The organism is Streptomyces lydicus, from assembly GCF_004125265.1.
Classification (GTDB): Bacteria; Actinomycetota; Actinomycetes; order Streptomycetales; family Streptomycetaceae; genus Streptomyces; species Streptomyces lydicus_C.
In genome coordinates, this window is the sequence record NZ_RDTE01000003.1 from 7,809,129 (window position 1) to 7,825,281 (window position 16,153).

7 protein-coding genes and 3 rRNA genes are annotated in these 16,153 nt (G+C 67.3%); 6 read left to right on the forward strand and 4 right to left on the reverse strand.

Going from position 1 to position 16,153, the window contains the following annotated elements:
* Positions 1-18: 18 nt before the first annotated feature.
* Entirely contained in the window at positions 19-831 is an 813-nt protein-coding gene (locus D9V36_RS36965; protein ID WP_129297611.1) for an ABC transporter permease, read from the forward strand.
* A 212-nt stretch (positions 832-1,043) separates the two neighbouring features.
* Here the strand turns inward: D9V36_RS36965 and D9V36_RS36970 are convergent, their stop codons facing one another.
* Together D9V36_RS36970 and D9V36_RS36975 are read right to left on the reverse strand one after the other, a co-directional pair.
* Positions 1,044-1,925 carry a M15 family metallopeptidase gene (locus tag D9V36_RS36970; protein ID WP_129297612.1) on the reverse strand — a complete coding sequence of 294 codons (882 nt, stop codon included), beginning with the start codon at positions 1,923-1,925 and terminating at the stop codon, positions 1,044-1,046.
* Positions 1,926-2,081: 156 nt separating this feature from the next.
* Positions 2,082-4,478 (reverse strand): glycoside hydrolase family 31 protein, encoded by a 2,397-nt coding sequence (locus D9V36_RS36975; protein WP_129298943.1) that lies wholly within the window; start codon positions 4,476-4,478, stop codon positions 2,082-2,084.
* 341 nt (positions 4,479-4,819) lie between these two features.
* Between D9V36_RS36975 and D9V36_RS36980 the strand changes: the two genes are divergently transcribed.
* Positions 4,820-6,850, forward strand: coding sequence for an acetoacetate--CoA ligase (locus D9V36_RS36980; RefSeq protein WP_129297613.1), 2,031 nt, complete (start codon positions 4,820-4,822; stop codon positions 6,848-6,850).
* 204 nt (positions 6,851-7,054) lie between these two features.
* On the forward strand, positions 7,055-7,966 hold the full coding sequence (locus D9V36_RS36985) for a hypothetical protein (RefSeq protein ID WP_129297614.1): 912 nt from the start codon (positions 7,055-7,057) through the stop codon (positions 7,964-7,966).
* A 104-nt stretch (positions 7,967-8,070) separates the two neighbouring features.
* On the opposite strand, the gene ptsP is transcribed toward D9V36_RS36985, so the two are convergent.
* Positions 8,071-9,741: a phosphoenolpyruvate--protein phosphotransferase gene (ptsP, locus tag D9V36_RS36990; RefSeq protein ID WP_129297615.1), complete on the reverse strand. Its 1,671-nt coding sequence runs from the start codon at positions 9,739-9,741 to the stop codon at positions 8,071-8,073.
* A 77-nt stretch (positions 9,742-9,818) separates the two neighbouring features.
* Positions 9,819-10,268 carry a PTS sugar transporter subunit IIA gene (locus tag D9V36_RS36995; RefSeq protein ID WP_129297616.1) on the reverse strand — a complete coding sequence of 150 codons (450 nt, stop codon included), beginning with the start codon at positions 10,266-10,268 and terminating at the stop codon, positions 9,819-9,821.
* Between the two features lie 612 nt (positions 10,269-10,880).
* On the opposite strand from D9V36_RS36995, the gene D9V36_RS37005 reads away from it, so the two are divergent.
* From D9V36_RS37005 to rrf, 3 genes are all read left to right on the forward strand, one after another.
* Positions 10,881-12,409, forward strand: a 16S ribosomal RNA gene (locus D9V36_RS37005).
* A 303-nt stretch (positions 12,410-12,712) separates the two neighbouring features.
* Positions 12,713-15,836 (forward strand): 23S ribosomal RNA (locus tag D9V36_RS37010).
* A 74-nt stretch (positions 15,837-15,910) separates the two neighbouring features.
* Positions 15,911-16,027: ribosomal RNA gene (gene rrf, locus D9V36_RS37015) — 5S ribosomal RNA — on the forward strand.
* The 16S, 23S and 5S rRNA genes sit together here, the layout of an rRNA operon.
* Positions 16,028-16,153: the final 126 nt, after the last annotated feature.

Consider the following 16,153-nt stretch of genomic DNA (forward strand, 5'->3'; position numbering starts at 1 on the left):
ACCGGAGGAGGCAGCCGGATGCACCTCACCCGCACCGCCCGGATCGTCCTCGGCTGCCTCACGGCCGCCGGTCTCGCCCTGATCTACCTCCCCCTGCTCCTGGTCCTGCTCAACTCCCTCAACGCCGACCCCTCGTTCGCCTGGCCGCCCCGCGCGCTCACCGGCGAGTGGTGGAGCCGCGCCCTGCACAGCACGGGCGCCCGCGACGCCCTGTGGACCTCGCTGCGGGCGGGCCTGGGCGCCACCACCGTCGCCCTGCTCCTCGGCTCGCTCGCGGCCTTCGCCGTGCACCGCCACCGCTTCTTCGGACGGCAGACCGTCTCGTTCCTGATCGTGCTGCCGATCGCCCTGCCCGGCATCGTCACCGGCATCGCGCTCAACGCCGCCTTCCGCACCGTCCTCGCGCCGCTGGGCATCGGCTTCGGCCTCTTCACGGTCGTCGTCGGCCATGCCACCTTCTGCGTCGTCATCGTCTTCAACAACGTCGCCGCCCGGCTCCGCCGGATCGCCCCGTCCCTGGCCGAGGCCTCCGCCGACCTGGGCGCCCGCCCCTGGCAGACCCTGCGGTACGTCACCTTCCCGGCGCTGCGCCCGGCGCTGTTCGCCGGCGCGCTGCTGGCCTTCGCGCTCTCCTTCGACGAGGTCGTGGTGACCACCTTCACGGCGGGCGCGGGCACCAGAACGCTGCCGATCTGGATCTACGAGAACCTGGCCCGCCCCCACCAGGCGCCGGTCGTCGATGTGCTCGCCGCGCTGCTGATCGCCCTGTCGGTCATCCCGGTGTACGCCGCCCAGCGACTCTCCTCGGACACCGCGGGTGGCCGGTTGTGAACGTACGGCCCGGCGGCCGGTTCTGAGCACACGGCCCTGCGTCCGGTTCCCCGCCGGCGCCCGCACGACGGCACAGGTTCCCCGAAAGGGTGACTGGGCGGGCTTCCGTCGAACCGGCCGCGGACCGGCCGCGTCCCTCACAGCAGGGTCCGGGGCACGGGATCGACGGGGGTGATTCGGTGCCCCGGACCGTCGGCGGCATGCGCGCCCGCTCAGTGCCGTACGAGCGACCGCCGGGCGACCGGGAAGTCGAAGTAGGTGTCCGGAAACGTCTCCGGGGTGAAGGTGTAGTGCCACCACTCCTTGTCGTAGTTGACGAATCCGGCGCGCTCCATTCCCTCCTTCAACAGCAGCCGGTTTGCCCGCTGTTCGCCCTTGATCCGCGGGTCGAGGGTGTGCGCCAGCGTGTCGAAGCAGTCGAAGCCGGTGCCCATGTCGAGCGAGTTGTCCGGGAAACGGGCCGCCTTCGGGCCGTAGCACGAGGACAGCGGCTCCCCTGGCACATACGGCCGGGTGGGCAGGGCAGGCAGCCGTACCAGCGTCAGATCGAGGGTGCTGCCCCTGCTGTGCCCGGACTTCTCCGCGATATAGCCGTCCCTGAACAGCGTCGACTTGTCGACCCGCGGATAGAACTCGGCCTTCATCCGCTGGTCGCCGAGGTCCTTGGCCCAGGCCACGAAGTGGTCCACCGCGCGCTGCGGCCGGTAGCAGTCATAGACCTTGAGGGAGTACCCACGGCGCAGGAACGAGCGCTGCGCCCGGTGCAACGCCCGTGCCGCGTCCCTGGTCAGCAGGCACATCGGCGCCCGGTAGCCGGTCACCGGCACTCCCATGAAGTCGTGCGGGGTGACGTAGCGCATCTCCTGGATGACGGTCGGATCCACGTCCCGCAGCGCGACGAACTCCGACGGCGCCTTGGGCTCGTTGGCCGACTGTGACGACTGTGACGACTGTGATGACTGCGACGACTGTGACGACGGCGCCGGTCGGTGCGGGACGGGGACCGCCGCCGCACCCGGAGGGACAGCGGCCACAGTGATCAGCGCGGCGGCAGCGGCAGCAAGGCCGCGCAGCGCGGCAGCAAGTCTCGGCATGGCCTCCGTCTACCAGGCCCGGCAGGTGGGAGGGAAGCCCCGCCGCACAACTGCTCAACCGCACAACTGCTCAACCGCACAACTGCTCAACCGCGCAGCCGCTCAACTGCGTCACCACTCCGCCACGCAGCTCGCTCCGCTTCCTCCCCGGACCCGCTACGCCCCCACCCCGTCCGCCACCCCCCGCACCCGCACCGGATACCCCACCGCGCCCCCGTCCCGCCGCTCCACGATCACCCGGTCGCCCTCCCACCGCGAGGTGAACCGTTCCACCGTCGGCCGCTGCCAGCCGTCCCCGGCGTCCGGCACCACCAGCCCGCCGCCCCCGCGCCCGGCCGCCGGCGCCCACACCTCCAGCTCCGTCCCGCCGTCCGCCCCGGTCACCGGCAGCACCGCACCGGCCCGTGCCAGCACCGGTATCCGCGACAGCGGCGCCTCCACCCACACCTGCCCGGGACCGTCGTACGCCCGCCCGGTCGCGGTGTCGTACCACCGTCCGCGCGGCAGCCGCACCGGCCGCCGGGTGACGCCCGCCGCCAGCGCCGGCGCCACCAGCAGCGCATCCCCCAGCAGAAAGGCGTCCTCGCAGTCCCGCAGGGCCCGGTCCCGGGGTGCGCTCCACCACACCGGCCGGACGTACGGCGCGCCGGTCAGCCGCGCCAACTGGCCCAGCGTCCCGAAGTACGGCAGCAGCCGCCGCCGCTCGCGCAGTGCCGTGCGGGCATGCTCCAGCACCTCGTCCCCGTACTCCCACGGCTCCCGCCGCCCCGCCCCGAGCGCCGAATGGGTACGGAACAGCGGCAGGAAGGAGCCCAGTTGGAACCACCGCAGATACAGCTCGGGGGACGGCACCCCGGAGAACCCGCCGATATCGGGACCGCTGTACGGGACCCCGCACAGCCCCAGCCCCAGCACCAGCGACAGCGAAGCCCGCAGCCCCGCCCAGCCCGTCGCCACATCGCCCGACCAGCTGCCGCCGTAGCGCTGCAGCCCCGCCCAGCCCGAACGGGAGAAGAGGAACGGCCGCTCGGCGGGCCGCAGTTCGCACAGCCCCTCGAAGCCGGCCCGGGCCATGGCCAGGCCGTAGACGTTGTGCGCCTCCCGGTGATCGCCGCCCCTGCCCTCCAGGGCGTGCCGTGCCGAGCGCGGCAGCGTCCGCTCCCCGAACGCGGCGAAGGAGACCGGCTCGTTCATGTCGTGCCACACACCGGCGAAGCCCTGCGCCAGCCGCTCCGCGTACAGCGCCCCCCACCACTTGCGCGCCCGCGCATCGGTGAAATCCGGGTACACCGACTCGCCCGGCCACACCACCCCGCGCACCTCCCGCCCGCGCGCGTCCCGTACGAAGGCATCCGCCGCCACCCCGCCCTCGTACACCGCATCCCCCGGCTCCGCCTTCACCGCCGGATCCACGATCGACACCAGCCGCACCCCGTCCGCCCGCAACTCCCGCGCCAGACCGGGCAGATCCGGATAGCGCCGGCGGTCGACGGTGAAGACCCGGTGCCGGTCGTAGTGGTCGATGTCCAAATGGACGGCGGACAGCGGAAGCCCGCGCTCGCGGTAGCCCGCCACCACCCGGCGCACCTCGGCCTGGCCGTCGAAGCCCCAGCGGGCGTGCTGGTATCCCAGCGCCCACTGCGGCGGCAGCGCGGGCGACCCGGTCAGCGCCGTCCAGCCCTGCAGCACCCGGGCCGGGGTACCCGCCAGCACCCAGTAGCGCAGCGGTCCGCCGTCCATCCGTACTTCACAGGTGCCCGGCCGGTCATGCCCCGAGCCCGCACCCTCCGCGCCCTCGCGCAGCGTCACCCGGCCGTCCCAGGAGTTGTCGTGGAAGACCAGATGTGTCCCGGCGTCCGCCACCACCAGCTGCACCGGCATCGTCAGCGACAGCGGATCGTCCCCTGGTGCGAAGGCGCCGCCGGGATCCGTGTTCCACAGCCGGTAGGCACCGTCCCGCAGCCGCGGCCCGTGTGCCCGGCCGCCGAGCCCGAAGAACCGGGCATCGGCGGCGACCTGTGCCCGCTGGACCCAGCGCGAGGCGCCACTCCCTTCGGGCCGCCCGTCCGCCCCCTCCGCGGCCGTACGGTCCCACCAGCGCGGCGGCAACTCCCGCCGCAGCACGGCCCCGCCGGGCGTCCGCACCTCGACCGCACCGTGCCGGGACACCACCACCAGCACCCGCTCGGAGACCACCCGCCAGCCGCCCTCGGTGTCGGGTTCCAGCACCGCCCGCGCGTCCACCTCGGGACACGCCCCGGCCAGCGCGTACGAGGGCTCCGGCTCGGCGCCCTCCCAGCCGCAGAACACCGCACCGCCCGAGGCCACCCGCACCCGCAGCGACGACCGCTCGAAGTGGATCAGCCCGCCGCCCGGCTGGGGCTCCGCGCCACGAGCCGCCCCCGGCACCCGCGCCCGCTCGGCGGTGCCCCGCGGCAGCGCCAGCGCATCCGCCCGCCGCGCCCGCCACGCCGTACGCACGGACCGTAGCCCCTGCGCCGGCCCGACCGCCTTGATCATCCGTACCGACCGCACCAGATCCCGCCCGTCCATGCCGGTCAGCCTGCCATTGACGGCGGGGTGCGCGGGCACCGTTCAACTGCCGTTCACCTGCGCTGGAGCAGGCTCGGCCACCTCCGGGCCCGCGGATCGTCACCCGATGGCCGAATCCCGCCGTATGTCCCACCGCGACCCCCGGAACCGGCCCGCGGCCCGTGCCGGCACCACACCCGCCACCCCCCGAATGTGGGCAGCCGACCCTGGTGCACAAGTCGATCACATGGCATCGTCCAGGCAAGCCGTGTCACGCGCACACGCCCACCCACTGGGCCGGGGGAACCTCACCGCCGTGCGCGCCCGACGCCCACGACGCGTAACCGCCCGGGAGCCGCATCATGACCACCGCACCGCAGTCCGTCCCGCAGCCGGAACCCCTCTGGCAACCAGGCCCGGACCGGATCGCCGGCGCACAGGTCACCCGCTTCCACACCTGGGCGGCCGCGCACCACGGCGCGCCCGCACCCACCCCCGGCGACCCCGCCGTGAGCTACGCCGCCCTGCACCGCTGGTCCGTCGACGACCTCCCCGCCTTCTGGCAGGCCACCGCCGAGTGGTTCGACGTCCGCTTCGCCACCCCGTACGAGACCGTCCTCGCCGACCGCGCGATGCCCGGCGCCCGCTGGTTCCCCGGCGCCACCCTCAACTACGCCGAGCAGGCCCTGCGCGCCGCCGAGGACCCGGCCCGCGCCGGCGACCCCGCGCTGCTGTACGTCGACGAGACCCAGGAGCCCACCCCGGTCACCTGGGCGGAGCTGCGTGCACAGGTCGCCTCGCTGGCCGCGGAACTGCGCCGCCTCGGCGTCCGCCCAGGCGACCGGGTCAGCGCCTACGTCCCCAACATCCCGCAGGCCGTCGTCGCCCTCCTCGCCACCGCCGCGGTCGGCGCCGTCTGGACCTCCTGCGCCCCCGACTTCGGCGCCCGCAGCGTGCTCGACCGCTTCCAGCAGATCGAACCCGTCGTCCTGTTCACCGTCGACGGCTACCGCTACGGCGGCAAGGAGCACGACCGCCGCGACACCGTCGCCGAACTCCGCGCCGAACTCCCCACCCTGCGCGCCGTCGTCCACATCCCACTGCTCGGCACCCCCGCCCCCGAAGGCGCCCTGAACTGGTCGGACCTGACCTCGAACGGCACCGAACCGGTCTTCGAGCAGGTCCCCTTCGACCACCCGCTGTGGGTCCTGTACTCCTCCGGCACCACCGGCTTGCCCAAGGCCATCGTGCAGTCCCAGGGCGGCATCCTCCTCGAACACCTCAAGCAGACCGGCCTGCACTGCGACCTCGGCCCCGACGACCGGTTCTTCTGGTACACCTCCACCGGCTGGATGATGTGGAACTTCCTCGTCGCCGGCCTCCTGGTGGGCGCCACGATCGTGCTCTACGACGGCAGCCCGGGACACCCCGACATCTCCGCCCAGTGGCGGGTCGCCGAAACCACCCGCGCCACCGTCTTCGGCACCTCCGCCGCCTACGTCATGGCCTGCCGCAAGGCCGGCATCCACCCGGCCCGCGACCTCGACCTCTCCGCCGTCACCTGCGTCGCCACCACCGGCTCCCCGCTCCCGCCCGACGGCTTCCGCTGGCTGCACGACTCGTTCGCGGAGAGCGGCGCCGACCTCTGGACCGCCTCCGTCAGCGGCGGCACCGACGTCTGCAGCTGCTTCGCCGGTGCCGTCCCCACCCTCCCGGTCCACATCGGCGAACTCCAGGCCGCCTGCCTCGGCACCGACCTCCAGGCCTGGGACCCCCAGGGCGAACCGGTCGTCGACGAGGTCGGCGAACTCGTCGTCACCAAGCCCATGCCGTCCATGCCCACCCGTTTCTGGAACGACCCCGACGGCACCCGCTACCACGACAGCTACTTCGACATGTACCCCGGCGTCTGGCGGCACGGCGACTGGATCACCGTCACCTCCCGCGGCAGCGTCGTCATCCACGGCCGCTCCGACTCCACCCTCAACCGCCAGGGCGTCCGGATGGGCTCCGCCGACATCTACGAAGCCGTCGAACGGCTCCCCGAGATCCGCGAATCCCTCGTCATCGGCCTGGAACTCCCCGACGGCGGCTACTGGATGCCGCTCTTCGTCCACCTCGCCCCCGGCGCCACCCTCGACGACACCCTGCGCGACCGCATCAAGCGCACCATCCGCACCGAGCTCTCCCCGCGGCACGTCCCGGACGACATCATCGAAGCCCCCGGCGTCCCGCACACCCTCACCGGCAAGCGCATCGAGGTCCCCGTCAAGCGCCTCCTCCAGGGCACCCCGCTCGACAAGGCCGTCAACCCCGGCTCCGTCGACAACCTCGAACTGCTCCGGTTCTACGAGCGGGTGGCCCGCGACCGCACCGCCGACAGCGCGCAGTAGGCGCTGCCTCCCCGATCAGACCGGGCTCGCGGCGTCTGATCGGGGAGATACGCCCTGGCACCATCGCGCCGGACCACCAGGCCGTCCACGCCCACCGGCCCGGCACCCGGCCGCATTGTCAGACCCCCCGATTACTCTCAGTGACAAGTGATATCCGGCCGCCACCGCTCACACCGAGCCGGCGCAGCTCACTCAGGGGGAGTCATGACATCCGCATCCCGGCCCACCGACCCGTCCACCGCCCGCCGCGCACTACGCCGCGAAATCCCCAGCAGCGCCGCCGTCCTGGCCGACGAACAGGACTTCACGGCCATGCGCCGCTACCCCACCTTCCCGTTCGACGACCACCGCAGCTACCTCCGGCAGGTGGAGACCCTGCTGCGCAGCCTCGCCGCCCAGGGCGTGCTCACGACCCTCAGCCTCTTCGACCCGTCCGCCTACGAGAAATACTGCGCGGACCTCGCCCTTGACCCGGACCGCCCCGACAGCCGCAGCCGCTACACCGCCGAAGTCGCCCGCACCGGCGCCACACTGACCTACCAGGGCGAACCGCTGACCGAGCTGCTGCCGCTCCTCGTCGAAGAAGCCGACCGCCAGGCGACCTGGGACCACGCCTCGGGCGTCCTGGCCCGCGCCGGCCGCTGCGAGGAGTGCGGCGAAGACCTAGCCCGCGCCGCCTTCGCCCGCGCCACCCAGGCCCTCCAGGACCTCCTGGCCTCCCTCGGCGACGGCACCCATCACCTCGTCTGCTCCGTCGCGGCCGGCGAGCCGTCCCTCCTGGCCGTCCTGCACGCCACCAGCCGCGACGGCGCCCGGCCCCGGCTCGCCGAATCCGAAACCCTCGTCTTCTGCACGGTCCTCGCCGCCGGCTTCGCCCTGCGCAGCCCCGGCGGTCTCGTCACCCGTACCACCGCTCCCGCCGCCGGCGACGACACCCATGACACGGTCCGCGGCTGGACCCTCGGCGACTCCTGGCCCCGCCCCCTCGGCGCCGCCGAGGTCTTCACCGCCTACTGCACCGACGCCGACACCGGCGAACCGATCCCACCCGAGCACGGCGTCGACTACGCCCCCGGCCTCCCCCTCACACCCCCACCCGACCCGCACAGCCACTGACCGGGCCCGCACCCGGCCCCCGCAAACACCATGGCCGCCCCGCCACAAGGGCGGGACGGCCATCAACACTCCTGAACTCCTGCGACGCACCGCGCCGCGCGGGATCACTCCCCGGAAAGCACCGCCTGCGCGGCGGCCCGCGCATCGTCGGCGGTGTCCGCGGCACGCGCCGCGGCCGCCGCCCGCTCACACTGCGCCAGCGTGTGCTTGGACAACGTCGTCCGTACGTAAGGAATCGACGCCGCCCCCATCGACAGGCTGGTGACACCGAGCCCCGTCAGCACACACGCCAACAGCGGATCGGAGGCCGCCTCACCACAGACACCACAGCTCTTGCCCTCGGCCTTCGCCGCCTCGGCCGAAGCCGCCACCAGGTCCAGCAGTGCGGGCTGCCAGGGGTCCTGCAGACGCGAGACCGCACCCACCTGACGGTCGGCGGCGAAGGTGTACTGCGCCAGGTCGTTGGTCCCCAGCGAAAGGAACTCCACCTCCTGCAGAATCGACCGCGCCCGCAGAGCCGCCGACGGAATCTCCACCATCGCGCCGAACTTCGCCCGCAGCCCGGCCTCCCGGCAGGCATCAGCGAACGCCTTGGCGTCGATCCGGTCCGCCACCATCGGGGCCATGACCTCGAGATAGACCGGCAGCCCCTCGGCCGCCCTGGCCAGCGCCGTGAGCTGGGTACGCAGCACATCCGGGTGGTCGAGCAGCGTACGCAGCCCCCGCACACCCAGCGCGGGATTCGGCTCATCACCCGGCGTCAGGAACTCCAGCGGCTTATCGGCCCCGGCATCCAGAACCCGCACGACCACGCGGCCCTCCGGGAACGCCTCCAGCACCGCCCGGTACGCCGCGACCTGCTTCTCCTCGGACGGCGCCTTCTTGCTGTCGTCGAGGAACAGGAACTCCGTACGGAACAGCCCGACACCCTCGGCCCCGGCCTCGACCGCCGCGGCCACATCACCGGGACCACCGACATTCGCCAGCAGCGGCACCTTGTGCCCGTCGGAGGTCGCACCCGGACCGGACGACGCCGCCAGCGCCGCCCTCCGCTCCGCCGCGGCCTGCTCCAGCGCCGCCCGCTTCTCGGCGCCCGGCTCGACGAAGACCTCACCGGTGCTGCCGTCGACGGCGATGACCGTGCCCTCGACGAGCTCACCCGCGCCCGGGAGCGCGACGATGGCCGGCACGCCCAGCGCCCGCGCAAGAATCGCGCTGTGGCTGGTCGGCCCGCCCTCCTCGGTAACGAACCCGAGCACCAGCGTCGGGTCCAGCAGCGCGGTGTCGGCCGGCGCCAGGTCCCGCGCGATCAGCACATACGGCTCGTCACTGTCCGGCACACCCGGCATCGGCACACCCAGCAGCCGGGCGACGATCCGGTTGCGCACATCGTCGAGGTCGGCCACCCGGCCCGCGAGGTACTCACCGGCACCTGCAAGCAGCGCCCGGTAGGCGGCGAACGCGTCGTACACCCCGCGCTCGGCGGTGGACCCGACGGCGATCCGCCGCTCGACATCAGCGATCAGCTCGGGATCCTGAGCCATCAGGGCCTGGGCCTCCAGCACGGCCTGCGCCTCACCCCCGGCCAGGTTCCCCCGCGCTATCAGATCAGCGGCGACAGCCTCCACGGCCTGGCGGGCACGCCCCTGTTCGCGCTCCGCCTCGTCCGCCGGAATCTGCTTGGCCGGCGGCTCCAGGACCGCCGTGCCCATGTGCCGCACCTCGCCGATCGCCACGCCGTGGCTGACGCCGACGCCTCGCAGCGTTGTCTCCATTGCACCCGTCTCCGGTTGATGCGGCGGTCCGGGCCGCCGCGATGGATGTCGTACCTGCCGTACGGGACGGCGCCCGGCTACTGCCAGGAGAAGAGCTGGTCGCCCGCCTTGACGTCGCCGGCCTCGCTGACCTCACCGAGCGAATCGGCAGTGGCCTCCAGCGCGACGACCGGGCACACCGGCGACTTACCGGCCTCCTCGACCGCGGCCGGGTTCCAGCGCACGATCTCCTGCCCACGAGCGACGGTGTCACCCTTGTTCACGAGCAGCTCGAAGCCCTCGCCATTGAGCTGAACGGTGTCGATACCGAGATGGGTCAGCACACCGTGCCCCTCGGAGTCGACGACGACGAACGCATGCGGGTGCAGTGATACGAGAACACCGTCCACGGGCGAAACCGCAGCAGACGGTTCACGTACCGGATCGATGGCGGTACCGGGACCCACCATCGCTCCGGAGAACACCGGATCGGGCACAGCCGCGAGTCCGATGGCGCGTCCGGCAAGAGGGGACGTCACGGTGGTCATGGGAAGCCTCCCAGGGGTGGAGATTCATCAGGCCGCCGTCACTACCTGTCCTGGACGGCGCACCGTTCAGAAGCGTAAGTCATAAGAACTGACGGTTCCGCATGAGAGACGCCGGTAGCCCACCGCGCGTCATGCCGAATCGATTTGCCTCGCCCACAGCAGGGCTGTACTGTCTGAGACCTGCCCCGGACAGCAAGGACGCTATCAACTGCGTCCGGCTGAGGTGGGCGGCACTCCCAGCGTCTTGATCGCGACTCAAGAATTGCGGGCTTCTGCATGTCTGCAGAAAAGCAGCGGTTCGAAAGCCGAAAAGGGCCTGATAGAGTGTGAAACACCGAAGGGAAGCGCCCGGAGGAAACCCGAGAGGGAATCCAAAGGAAGCGTCCGTTCCTTGAGAACTCAACAGCGTGCCAAAAGTCAACGCCAGATATGTTGATACCCCGTCCACCGGAAACATCCGGCGGATGAGGTTCCTTTGAAAGCCCACCACGGCCCACGGGTCGGGGTGGCACACACAGCGAGGACGCTGTGAACGAGCAGACCTATTCCGTCCGCTCGTTCCGCTCTCGTGTGTGTTCACCGGCTGTAATTTATTTACTGGCCGAGTAAACATTCACGGAGAGTTTGATCCTGGCTCAGGACGAACGCTGGCGGCGTGCTTAACACATGCAAGTCGAACGATGAACCTCCTTCGGGAGGGGATTAGTGGCGAACGGGTGAGTAACACGTGGGCAATCTGCCCTTCACTCTGGGACAAGCCCTGGAAACGGGGTCTAATACCGGATACGACTACCGACCGCATGGTCTGGTGGTGGAAAGCTCCGGCGGTGAAGGATGAGCCCGCGGCCTATCAGCTTGTTGGTGGGGTGATGGCCTACCAAGGCGACGACGGGTAGCCGGCCTGAGAGGGCGACCGGCCACACTGGGACTGAGACACGGCCCAGACTCCTACGGGAGGCAGCAGTGGGGAATATTGCACAATGGGCGAAAGCCTGATGCAGCGACGCCGCGTGAGGGATGACGGCCTTCGGGTTGTAAACCTCTTTCAGCAGGGAAGAAGCGAGAGTGACGGTACCTGCAGAAGAAGCGCCGGCTAACTACGTGCCAGCAGCCGCGGTAATACGTAGGGCGCAAGCGTTGTCCGGAATTATTGGGCGTAAAGAGCTCGTAGGCGGCTTGTCACGTCGGATGTGAAAGCCCGGGGCTTAACCCCGGGTCTGCATTCGATACGGGCAGGCTAGAGTTCGGTAGGGGAGATCGGAATTCCTGGTGTAGCGGTGAAATGCGCAGATATCAGGAGGAACACCGGTGGCGAAGGCGGATCTCTGGGCCGATACTGACGCTGAGGAGCGAAAGCGTGGGGAGCGAACAGGATTAGATACCCTGGTAGTCCACGCCGTAAACGTTGGGAACTAGGTGTGGGCGACATTCCACGTCGTCCGTGCCGCAGCTAACGCATTAAGTTCCCCGCCTGGGGAGTACGGCCGCAAGGCTAAAACTCAAAGGAATTGACGGGGGCCCGCACAAGCAGCGGAGCATGTGGCTTAATTCGACGCAACGCGAAGAACCTTACCAAGGCTTGACATACACCGGAAAACCCTGGAGACAGGGTCCCCCTTGTGGTCGGTGTACAGGTGGTGCATGGCTGTCGTCAGCTCGTGTCGTGAGATGTTGGGTTAAGTCCCGCAACGAGCGCAACCCTTGTTCTGTGTTGCCAGCATGCCCTTCGGGGTGATGGGGACTCACAGGAGACTGCCGGGGTCAACTCGGAGGAAGGTGGGGACGACGTCAAGTCATCATGCCCCTTATGTCTTGGGCTGCACACGTGCTACAATGGCCGGTACAATGAGCTGCGATACCGCGAGGTGGAGCGAATCTCAAAAAGCCGGTCTCAGTTCGGATTGGGGTCTGCAACTCGACCCCATGAAGTCGGAGTTGCTAGTAATCGCAGATCAGCATTGCTGCGGTGAATACGTTCCCGGGCCTTGTACACACCGCCCGTCACGTCACGAAAGTCGGTAACACCCGAAGCCGGTGGCCCAACCCCTTGTGGGAGGGAATCGTCGAAGGTGGGACTGGCGATTGGGACGAAGTCGTAACAAGGTAGCCGTACCGGAAGGTGCGGCTGGATCACCTCCTTTCTAAGGAGCACTTCTTACCGACCTCTGGTTGGTCAGAGGCCAGTACATCAGCGAATGTCTGATGCTGGTTGCTCATGGGTGGAACGTTGACTATTCGGCACGGTCTGATGATGACTGTTAGTACTGCTTCGGCGTGGAACACAGGATTCGGATGGTCGTGCCGGGCACGTTGTTGGGTATCTGAGGGTACGGACTGTGAGTCTGGACCTTCGCGATGCCGGCCCCGGTAAAGGCTCACTTCGGTGGGTTGTGACGGGTGGCTGGTCGTTGCTTGAGAACTGCACAGTGGACGCGAGCATCTGTGGCCAAGTTTTTAAGGGCGCACGGTGGATGCCTTGGCACCAGGAACCGATGAAGGACGTGGGAGGCCGCGATAGGCCCCGGGGAGCTGTCAACCGAGCTTTGATCCGGGGGTGTCCGAATGGGGAAACCCGGCAGTCGTCATGGGCTGTCACCCGCTGCTGAACACATAGGCAGTGTGGAGGGAACGCGGGGAAGTGAAACATCTCAGTACCCGCAGGAAGAGAAAACAACCGTGATTCCGGGAGTAGTGGCGAGCGAAACCGGATGAGGCCAAACCAGTTACGTGTGATACCCGGCAGGGGTTGCGTGGCTGGGGTTGTGGGAGTTCTCTTTCACAGTCTGCCGGCTGTGAGACGAGTCAGAAACCGTTGATGTAGGCGAAGGACATGCGAAAGGTCCGGCGTAGAGGGTAAGACCCCCGTAGCTGAAACATTGACGGCTCGTTTGAGAACCACCCAAGTAGCACGGGGCCCGAGAAATCCCGTGTGAATCTGGCGGGACCACCCGTTAAGCCTAAATATTCCCTGGTGACCGATAGCGGATAGTACCGTGAGGGAATGGTGAAAAGTACCGCGGGAGCGGAGTGAAATAGTACCTGAAACCGTGTGCCTACAAGCCGTGGGAGCGTCGCTGTATGTGCTTGCACATGCAGTCGTGACTGCGTGCCTTTTGAAGAATGAGCCTGCGAGTTTGCGGTATGTTGCGAGGTTAACCCGTGTGGGGAAGCCGTAGCGAAAGCGAGTCCGAAGAGGGCGTTGAGTAGCGTGCCCAAGACCCGAAGCGGAGTGATCTAGCCATGGGCAGGTTGAAGCGGAGGTAAGACTTCGTGGAGGACCGAACCCACCAGGGTTGAAAACCTGGGGGATGACCTGTGGTTAGGGGTGAAAGGCCAATCAAACTCCGTGATAGCTGGTTCTCCCCGAAATGCATTTAGGTGCAGCGTCGTGTGTTTCTTGCCGGAGGTAGAGCACTGGATAGGCGATGGGCCCTACCGGGTTACTGACCTTAACCAAACTCCGAATGCCGGTAAGTGAGAGCGCGGCAGTGAGACTGTGGGGGATAAGCTCCATGGTCGAGAGGGAAACAGCCCAGAGCATCGACTAAGGCCCCTAAGCGTGTGCTAAGTGGGAAAGGATGTGGAGTCGCAGAGACAACCAGGAGGTTGGCTTAGAAGCAGCCATCCTTGAAAGAGTGCGTAATAGCTCACTGGTCAAGTGATTCCGCGCCGACAATGTAGCGGGGCTCAAGCACACCGCCGAAGTCGTGTCATTGCAACATGAGGACCAACGTCCGTTGTGATGGGTAGGGGAGCGTCGTGTGCCGGGTGAAGCAGCCGTGGAAACGAGTTGTGGACGGTTCACGAGTGAGAATGCAGGCATGAGTAGCGATACACACGTGGGAAACGTGTGCGCCGATTGACTAAGGGTTCCTGGGTCAAGCTGATCTGCCCAGGGTAAGTCGGGACCTAAGGCGAGGCCGACAGGCGTAGTCGATGGACAACCGGTTGATATTCCGGTACCCGCTTTGAAGCGCCAAATATTGAATCCATTAATGCTAAGGCCGTGAAGCCGCCCTGAGCTCTTCGGAGCGTAGGGGAGTGGTGGAGCCGCTGATCCAAGGTGGTAGTAGGTAAGTGATGGGGTGACGCAGGAAGGTAGTCCAGCCCGGGCGGTGGTTGTCCCGGGGTAAGGGTGTAGGGCGTTGTCCAGGTAAATCCGGACAGCATGAAGCCTGAGACCTGATGCCGAGCCGATTGTGGTGAAGTGGATGATCCTATGCTGTCGAGAAAAGCCTCTAGCGAGTTTCATGGCGGCCCGTACCCTAAACCGACTCAGGTGGTCAGGTAGAGAATACCGAGGCGTTCGGGTGAACTATGGTTAAGGAACTCGGCAAAATGCCCCCGTAACTTCGGGAGAAGGGGGGCCATTGCTGGTGATCCGATTTACTCGGTGAGCTGGTGGTGGCCGCAGAGACCAGCGAGAAGCGACTGTTTACTAAAAACACAGGTCCGTGCGAAGCCGTAAGGCGATGTATACGGACTGACGCCTGCCCGGTGCTGGAACGTTAAGGGGACCGGTTAGTCACATTTCGGTGTGGCGAAGCTGAGAACTTAAGCGCCAGTAAACGGCGGTGGTAACTATAACCATCCTAAGGTAGCGAAATTCCTTGTCGGGTAAGTTCCGACCTGCACGAATGGCGTAACGACTTCTCGACTGTCTCAACCATAGGCCCGGTGAAATTGCATTACGAGTAAAGATGCTCGTTTCGCGCAGCAGGACGGAAAGACCCCGGGACCTTTACTATAGCTTGATATTGGTGTTCGGTTCGGCTTGTGTAGGATAGGTGGGAGACTTTGAAGCTATGACGCCAGTCATGGTGGAGTCATTGTTGAAATACCACTCTGGTCGTGCTGGATGTCTAACCTGGGTCCGTGATCCGGATCAGGGACAGTGTCTGGTGGGTAGTTTAACTGGGGCGGTTGCCTCCTAAAGGGTAACGGAGGCGCCCAAAGGTTCCCTCAGCCTGGTTGGCAATCAGGTGTTGAGTGTAAGTGCACAAGGGAGCTTGACTGTGAGACTGACGGGTCGAGCAGGTACGAAAGTAGGGACTAGTGATCCGGCGGTGGCTTGTGGAAGCGCCGTCGCTCAACGGATAAAAGGTACCCCGGGGATAACAGGCTGATCTTCCCCAAGAGTCCATATCGACGGGATGGTTTGGCACCTCGATGTCGGCTCGTCGCATCCTGGGGCTGGAGTCGGTCCCAAGGGTTGGGCTGTTCGCCCATTAAAGCGGTACGCGAGCTGGGTTTAGAACGTCGTGAGACAGTTCGGTCCCTATCCGCTGTGCGCGTAGGAGTATTGAGAAGGGCTGTCCCTAGTACGAGAGGACCGGGACGGACGAACCTCTGGTGTGCCAGTTGTCCTGCCAAGGGCATGGCTGGTTGGCTACGTTCGGAAAGGATAACCGCTGAAAGCATCTAAGCGGGAAGCCTGCTTCGAGATGAGTACTCCCACCTCCTTTGAGGGGTTAAGGCTCCCAGTAGACGACTGGGTTGATAGGCCAGATATGGAAGCCCGGTAACGGGTGGAGTTGACTGGTACTAATAGGCCGAGGGCTTGTCCTCAGTTGCTCGCGTCCACTGTGTAGGTTCTGAAGTAACGACCTGTGATTATGCCGGGTTGGTTAACTTCATAGTGTTTCGGTGGTCATTGCGTTAGGGAAACGCCCGGTTACATTCCGAACCCGGAAGCTAAGCCTTTCAGCGCCGATGGTACTGCAGGGGGGACCCTGTGGGAGAGTAGGACGCCGCCGAACAATCATTGTGGGGAAGCCCCGCACCTTATGGTGCGGGGCTTTTCTGCGTTGTCGTGATCTGGGGACCCGGGGGTCGGACCGGCCGGCGGGGCAGGTAAGGTCAGGGGGCATCGTTGGCACATTTCC

Bases quoted from the DNA above. Each gene is read 5' to 3' on its own strand.
- D9V36_RS36985 (WP_129297614.1), top strand. From the start codon at position 7,055: ATGACATCCGCATCCCGGCCCACCGACCCGTCCACCGCCCGCCGCGCA.
- D9V36_RS36970 (WP_129297612.1), bottom strand. From the start codon at position 1,925: ATGCCGAGACTTGCTGCCGCGCTGCGCGGCCTTGCTGCCGCTGCCGCC.
- D9V36_RS36965 (WP_129297611.1), top strand. From the start codon at position 19: ATGCACCTCACCCGCACCGCCCGGATCGTCCTCGGCTGCCTCACGGCC.
- D9V36_RS36975 (WP_129298943.1), bottom strand. From the start codon at position 4,478: ATGGACGGGCGGGATCTGGTGCGGTCGGTACGGATGATCAAGGCGGTC.
- D9V36_RS36980 (WP_129297613.1), top strand. From the start codon at position 4,820: ATGACCACCGCACCGCAGTCCGTCCCGCAGCCGGAACCCCTCTGGCAA.
- D9V36_RS36995 (WP_129297616.1), bottom strand. From the start codon at position 10,268: ATGACCACCGTGACGTCCCCTCTTGCCGGACGCGCCATCGGACTCGCG.
- ptsP (WP_129297615.1), bottom strand. From the start codon at position 9,741: ATGGAGACAACGCTGCGAGGCGTCGGCGTCAGCCACGGCGTGGCGATC.